This window comes from Bradyrhizobium sp. 132 (assembly GCF_023074185.1).
Taxonomy (GTDB): Bacteria; Pseudomonadota; Alphaproteobacteria; order Rhizobiales; family Xanthobacteraceae; genus Bradyrhizobium.
The window spans coordinates 1-6,660 of sequence record NZ_JADPKY010000040.1 but is presented as its reverse complement, the minus strand read 5'-3'; the positions used below and the strand labels follow the sequence as shown (position 1 = coordinate 6,660).

Genomic DNA, 6,660 nt, shown 5'->3' with positions numbered 1-6,660 from the left:
CTTGGAGCGCTTGGCGCGAATACCGTGGCCAAACGCCTCCTTGGCATCCTCCGGCAGCAGCTTCTTGAGCTCGGTCTTGGCCAGCTCGTGCTCGCCATGGGCCTGGCGGGTGCGCAGATAGGTCGCCGCGCATTCGGCCCACAGATTGGAGGCGGTCATGTCGACGACCTTGACGGCGGCAAGCCGCGGCCGTGGGGTCTCGATGCCGAACAGCAGCGGCGGCTCGCCGCTCTGCACGCAGCGCCAGAACTTCTTCTTCGCGGTCAGCAGCAGGTGTTGGTAGAGCGGGTCGGCATGCACGGTGATCTCGACCCATTTGCCGCCGCCGGTGATAATCGAGAGCACGGCCGCGCGCGCCGCGACCACCCACATGTTGTGCTGCAGCTTCGCCATGTGCTTGTCGGCCGCCGCCTCTTCGGTAAAGGCCCAGGGCAGCATGAACTTGGCCTCGAACACCGCGCCGCTCGGCGCGACGATGCCGTCCAGCGTGGCCGCCATCCAGGCATGGACGGGGTGCCGCACTCGCTTCTGGATGTCGGTGATCGCGTACCCGGCGGCGCGCTGGTACCAGCTGCGGTTGAGGTCTTCGGTGACGCTGCCAAGCTGAACGATCAGGTTGCGCGACAAATCTTGCGGCGCGATCTCGCCGCGTTTTTCCTGCCACAGGCGCGTGAGAGCCTCCTGGTCGTCACCCATGATAATGCGCGCGTCCGAGCTGGAATTTTGGAGCGAGGCTTAGGGCGTGCAGAGAGGCCGAAAAGAAGGTCCATGAAGATGGCGTCAAACCGACAAATCGAAGCCAATCGTGCCAACGCCAGGCGCAGCACCGGCCCGAAAACGTGTGGCGGCAAGGCAAGGTCCAGCGGCAATGCGCTCCGGCACGGGTTGGCGCGTCCCCGCGGCCGCGATGATCAGGATACCGCGCGTCCAGTCAGCGCCACCATTTCGGCATTTCAGCAGGGTGGCGCATCCTGGAATTCTTTGATGAACGGCCGAAGCGGAGCTACTCGTCAATTCAGAATGGTGATCGATCCGATATGATAATCGCGGCGCCGGCCTAACGCGCGGTTAAGGAAGAACCTATAGCCTGTTTCCGTCGTTGACCCGTACGCCACCCGAAAGGTGGTTTAGGATCTGGGCCGAATCACATGAGGGACCTCAGGGCAAAATTGGCCAAGCTCCGCGCCGATGCCGCAGATCTCGCCCTGATGAGCAGACGGGCGAGCGATCCGGAAAAGCGTGAACTGTTTGGACGCTTGGCAGATGAGCTTGCCATAGAGGCGCTTGAGCTTGAGCAAGTGGTCAAAAGGCAAAGCAAGAGATCAGGTTCCAGCAACCCGGACAAAGTCGTGATTCTTAAGAGGCCTTCTGAGTCGCACTAACCGCTTTTTCTCGATCCCGCGGGGGGATCGCGGGGACGCGATCCAGACTTACCGTTAGACAACCTTCCAAACGGCCCAGCACGATCCCCAGCAACCCCTTGGCCGGAGCCGCATTTGTCCCGGCTAACGATGGCCCTCTAGTGTCCCGAGTCACAAGTTCGCAATCGTAGATTCGCAGTAGATTCGCGTCGCCGTGCAGCAGCGACGGAGGATCTGATGGCAGGTCCAGCAACTTGCGCCCCTAACATTGAGCGATGAAGAGCGTGCCCAACTGAAGTCGCTGACGATGCGGCGGAAGACGGCCCGGGCGCTGGCTCTGAGAGCCCGGATCGTGCTGACCTGTGCGGAAGGCGGTCAAAACAAGGACACATCGCTGTTCGCCGCCCTCGACATTGCGAGCGGACGGGTCATCGGCAAGTGCTATGGACGCCACCGCGCTGCTGAGTTCCGCAAGTTCCTCGATCGAGGCTCCCGTGCCGCGTGAAACTCGACGTCCATTCGTCATGGAAAATTACCCCAACGTCCCCAACCAGTTCGTCATGGCTCAACCAGTTCGAGCGCTTCTTCGCGCACCTCACCGATAAGAAGATCAGGCGCGGCATCTATTGCAGCGTCGCCGCTCTCAGGGCTGACATCACTTCCGGGAAATTTTCGCTGGCGATGCGCGCACCAGCTCTAAGCTTGGCCCGCACGAGATCCACGATCATGTCGCAGAACGAAGCCAATTTGCTCACGCATCAGCCCCGCGCGAGGGGTAAGCGAAGCGCCCGCTTTTGCCGACCAGAGCGGCGCGCGCTCATAGTGGTCCAGGCCCGTGAGACGCTTTGCATCCGCGGGGACCGGGCAGTCCAGCAGCGCTGCCAACATCTGCTGGCCGGCGGCGCGGATGCGGCTAGGCCTTAGATTCGCAAGCAAATCCAGACCATGGGGGATGGCGGCCCTGCGGCAGGCGCGGGAACCCGAACCATTTGAAATATTGGTTATGACCGAACGAACCGGGCCGCCGACTCGGTCGCCGCGGCGCACAGGCTTGACGCGAATCTTCAAAACGCTTTGCGCGGAGCCGAAGCCAGGGTCATTCTCATTCTCCCGATTTAGACATCACCCAGGATCAGCGCGCCGGCACAAGTTACTACACGGGTCGCATCCTGCTGAAGCCCGAGGAGCTGGCGAAGCTCGGCTCCGCCAAGCTGCTGCCAGGAATGCCGGTCGAGGTCTTCATCAAGACGGCTGGTCGGACCGCGCTGTCCTATCTGCTCAAGCCGTTGCACGATCAGGCGGAGCGTGCATTCAAGGAGCGCTGAGTCTCGGTGCAAGCCGTGGGCAGCGCTTGACGAAACGCACGCGGGCTGGCGCCCTACACCTGGGCGTCAGCGTCGCTGCGACCACCCCCGCAGTAGATCGCGCGCCCGCCAACCGATCGGCCGCGGCGGGTGCCTGTCGCGCCGCGCTGAGATCACGGGTTGTTCAAGCGATCGCCCGCTCAGCACGTCCATCCGCTTGGCGCGCAGGGCCATCGCGACGAAGCCGAGTATCGCAGCCTCAGCTCCCACAATGACGAGCAACTCAATTGGCATAAAATCGGTCCTGCCTGCGAGGCCGTTTGCGATTTGAGCGTGGCGATAAATTAAATCAATAAAATAATATGCGTCCGCAAAATCCGTCGGTCTCGCTCTGGGACGGCCGCGCTTGTTGCCTGTGATTTGCGCTCCGCGCGGCCTGGATGAAAGAGCCTGTCTGACCGGGGTTTCTCGATCAGTCTCGCTCTTGGTTTGCAGGCGTCAGCGGCGCCGATCGAGCCCGCCTGGATTTAAATGTGATAATTAATATATTTAATCTTGAAAATTAAATTACAATATATAATTTAAATAATGGAGTTGCGACCTGCGTGTTCGGCGGCTTCGTGCTTCGGCCCGCGTCGATTTGCATTCGCAGGAGGATCGCCAGATGCAACGAACCTCAGGCTCGATCATCGCAGCAGCCGTCGTGATGATCATCGGGGGCGTTCAATGGGCGGGTGCGGCATTTCTGGCCGTGCCCCAAGCGGACCCTGCGCACATCGAGCTGGGACGCCCGACGCTTCCGCCTATCACTTACACGGTGTTTTGCCTGCGCTATGAGGCCGAATGCAGCCCGCGACGCTTCTTCCGCGGCGGGCCGATCGGGTTGACTGAGAAGCGATGGGCGGAGCTGCGGGAGATCAATCGCGCGGTCAATCTGGCGATAGAGCCCGCCCACAACGAGCTTGGTCTTGCGGGCGAGGCGTGGATCATTAACCCCGCACGTGGCGATTGCAACGATTATGCGGTGAGCAAGCGCCACGAGCTGCTTCGGCGCGGTTGGCCTGCGCGTGTCCTGCTATTGAGCGAAGTCGTTGTCAGTTCCGGCGAACATCATCTGGTGCTCCTCGTGCGGACCAGAAGCGGCGATCTCGTCCTCGACAATCTCACGCCACAGATCAGGCCGTGGTCGCGGACGCCCTATCGGTGGGTTCGCGTGCAGAGTCCGGGCCGTAACGGGCTGTGGGCGGCGGTTGGGCAGGAAGGGACGTGAGCGCGTGGGCGCCAGCATCGCTCTGCACAAGGCGTGGTGCACAATAACCTCTCTTGTATTAATCCAGTTGTAAATCAAATATCGAGAATTTAATCTGGTCGAACTAAAAACGTGAGGCCCAAAAAATGGAGTCCCGGGCGCATGTTGGTATAGAAACTGAGGAGTTTCGAAAGACGAGGATTGTTCCGTCGTCGCGCAAAGGTGTGCTGAGGCGCTTCAAGCTTCTCGATCAAACGGGAGCTAGAGCGAATTCTGGCCGGCGCCAAAGTCCGCCATGGCGTTATCTGGTCTTGTGGTATGCGACCTCTGTCGCGTTGCTTTTCCTATTTCCAATATTGAGTTTTGGGCCGTCATTTTGGCGGCTTCCCGCCGCCCAGTCGCTTCCATTTGGCTGTCTTATAGCGTCTTTCGTCCTAAGCGCCGCATATACTCTTTTGATCCCGCCCTCATCCCCAAGGTTGCGATTGGGCAGGACCATCGCGGCCACAACGGCGATTTATGGTGTGGTCTTCCTGGGGTTTGTCCTAGCCAAAGCCGATTATTCCCGCGCCATCACGCTCGGCATTTTCACGTCTGCCTTGGTACTCGTCCCCGCCCCGTACTTCGTAGGCACTGCGGCGCTGCACCAAGCTTTGGGGCTTGGCGGGCTGCTCGCCGCCGCCGCCGCGGGTTCGTTCGCATTGCGCGCTACCCCCGAGACCGCGCTGCACACCAACAGCTCGATCAAGACTGAGTTATACAACCTAGAGGTTCACACTTATTCGAACGCATTTCCAAAATCTGCGGTGCGCGGCGGTGCGCTGGCCCGGATCGGCGATCGTTATCTTGTGGTGAGCGGAGATGGTCATCTCCATGTCTTCTCCTGGGAAGCCGTGGACCATGTGACCGTCTCTACACTGCCGTACCGGGTGCCCATCAACGGTGAGGCGTTTTCCGCGGCTGCTGGGCGTCCGTGGGCGCATTACTTTCACGCGAATGCGCCGCAGGAGGGCCAAAGGAGGCAGGCCGGACACGAGATTCTCAATGCCGAGTGGTTCAGAGCGTATGGCTTGCTAGTTCAGGAGGTCGGAGCCGTTGCGCGCATCTTCGTCTCGCATCCTTACTGGCATGCCACTGAGGAATGCTGGACCGAACGAGTCTCCGTGCTGGAGTCTGACCGCGCCGCAATCCTTCGCGGCGAAGCTTCCTCCGAATGGAAAACTCTGTATGAAACCACGCCCTGTCTTCCGGTCCGCGGGGAGCACCGCCGCCGCGGCATTCCGTTTGTCGGTTATTTTGGAGGCGGGCGGATGGCCCTCTTGGGCACAGATACGCTGCTGTTGACTGTCGGTGATTTTGGCTTCGACGGGCTTGCTTCAGTTCATGCTTATCCGCAGGATCCGTCCGTGTCGTACGGTAAAACAATTGCGATCAACATCCGTGATGGCTCCGCTGCAATCTTCACGGCCGGTCACAGGAATCCGCAAGGCCTCTACGTTGACCCGTTTGGGACAATATGGTCGACCGAGCATGGCCCGCAGGGCGGCGACGAACTCAATCGGTTGGTCCGGGGCGCAAACTACGGCTGGCCATACGCGACCTATGGAACAGACTATGGTTCGTTCTCGTGGCCGCTGAACAAGCCTGAAGCGGAGCAGAAGGGCTATGAAGCTCCAGTGTTCGCTTGGGTGCCCTCGATCGCAGTTTCGAATCTAGTCGGGGTGGAGCGCGGAGCGTTTTCGCAGTGGCAAGGTGATCTCCTGATCGCCACACTCAAGGCGGCGACGCTGTTTCGTGCGCGCGTTCGGGACGGTCAAGTCAAATACCTCGAGGCTGTCCCGATCGGAATTGGCATTCGCGATATCATCGAGGGGCATGATGGCAGCCTGTTGCTATGGACGGATGATCAATTATTGATCTCGCTGCGTCCGAGAGAAAGTTCAACGGGCGAAGCCCTTTTTGCCGAAAAGTGCAGTAGCTGCCATCAATCGAAGTTGATCAGTGGAAATCGGATCGGACCGGACCTGCTCGGCATCGTGGGTCGTCGAGTCGCATCGGTCGAGAGCTATCCGGATTATTCGTCCAGCTTGCGCCGGATCGGCGGCATATGGACCGAAGAGCGCCTCGACGAGTTCCTCCGTACCCCAAGCAATTTCTGCCCGGGGACTATGATGGATTTCGTGGGTGCTGCCAGCGCGACAGAACGTCGAGCCATCATCAGCTATCTGCGGACCCTTTGATAAAAGGCGCCGGCTTTGACATTCAGCTGATCGCAAGTGGCATTCAGCGCTTTCTGGAAGAGATCTTGGCCGTCCGATCGATTGAAGTTGGTCGAGTTGTTCGGGGATCAAGGTCTTCTGCCTGAGATCTACTGCGGCTTTCCGTGCTGGGGCTCTTGCTCCAACCTGTCGGAGATACGCGAGCTTGCCGATCTGCGCGTCGGACTCCGGACGCGCGCTCCTGCGAGGCAAGCCACATCTTTCTGCTAAGCGGATCGAATGGCAGGACCAAATAGTACCATGAGGACAGCTGCGGTCCGTGCTCTCGGTTATCCTGATCTCATCGAGGTGCTTGCGCGCCGTTTGCAAGCCTTGATCTTGTTGCGCCCGTCCAGCTCCGATTCCTGATCTCGCGCAGCAGCAACATCCGTTTGGTTTGTGCGGCATTGAGCAGCCCCTCGAACAAGACCAGGACCTCGCGCGCCTGCACGTAGACTTCGGTGGTGATGGCGCGTTGGTCGAAGCCA

General features: G+C 60.0%; 4 protein-coding genes and 3 pseudogenes. 5 read left to right on the top strand and 2 right to left on the bottom strand.

The features are described 5' to 3' along the window. Window positions 1-714, bottom strand: a pseudogene (locus IVA74_RS07105) (YqaJ viral recombinase family protein); the annotation flags it as partial. 455 nt (window positions 715-1,169) lie between these two features. Between IVA74_RS07105 and IVA74_RS07100 the strand changes: the two are divergent. From IVA74_RS07100 to IVA74_RS07080, 5 genes and pseudogenes are all read left to right on the top strand, one after another. Further along, window positions 1,170-1,382 carry a hypothetical protein gene (locus IVA74_RS07100; RefSeq protein WP_247341090.1) on the top strand — a complete coding sequence of 71 codons (213 nt, stop codon included), beginning with the start codon at window positions 1,170-1,172 and terminating at the stop codon, window positions 1,380-1,382. 247 nt (window positions 1,383-1,629) lie between these two features. Continuing rightward, window positions 1,630-1,866 (top strand): hypothetical protein, encoded by a 237-nt coding sequence (locus tag IVA74_RS07095; protein WP_247341088.1) that lies wholly within the window; start codon window positions 1,630-1,632, stop codon window positions 1,864-1,866. Between the two features lie 613 nt (window positions 1,867-2,479). Continuing rightward, a pseudogene (locus IVA74_RS07090) lies at window positions 2,480-2,686 on the top strand (HlyD family type I secretion periplasmic adaptor subunit); the annotation flags it as partial. Window positions 2,687-3,329: 643 nt separating this feature from the next. Beyond that, window positions 3,330-3,935, top strand: a complete 606-nt coding sequence (locus tag IVA74_RS07085; RefSeq protein WP_247341085.1) for a transglutaminase-like cysteine peptidase — start codon at window positions 3,330-3,332, stop codon at window positions 3,933-3,935. Between the two features lie 464 nt (window positions 3,936-4,399). Continuing rightward, window positions 4,400-6,154, top strand: a complete 1,755-nt coding sequence (locus tag IVA74_RS07080; RefSeq protein WP_247341083.1) for a PQQ-dependent sugar dehydrogenase — start codon at window positions 4,400-4,402, stop codon at window positions 6,152-6,154. A 319-nt stretch (window positions 6,155-6,473) separates the two neighbouring features. On the opposite strand, the pseudogene IVA74_RS07075 reads toward IVA74_RS07080, so the two are convergent. After that, window positions 6,474-6,660 (bottom strand): annotated as a pseudogene (locus IVA74_RS07075) (hypothetical protein); the annotation flags it as partial.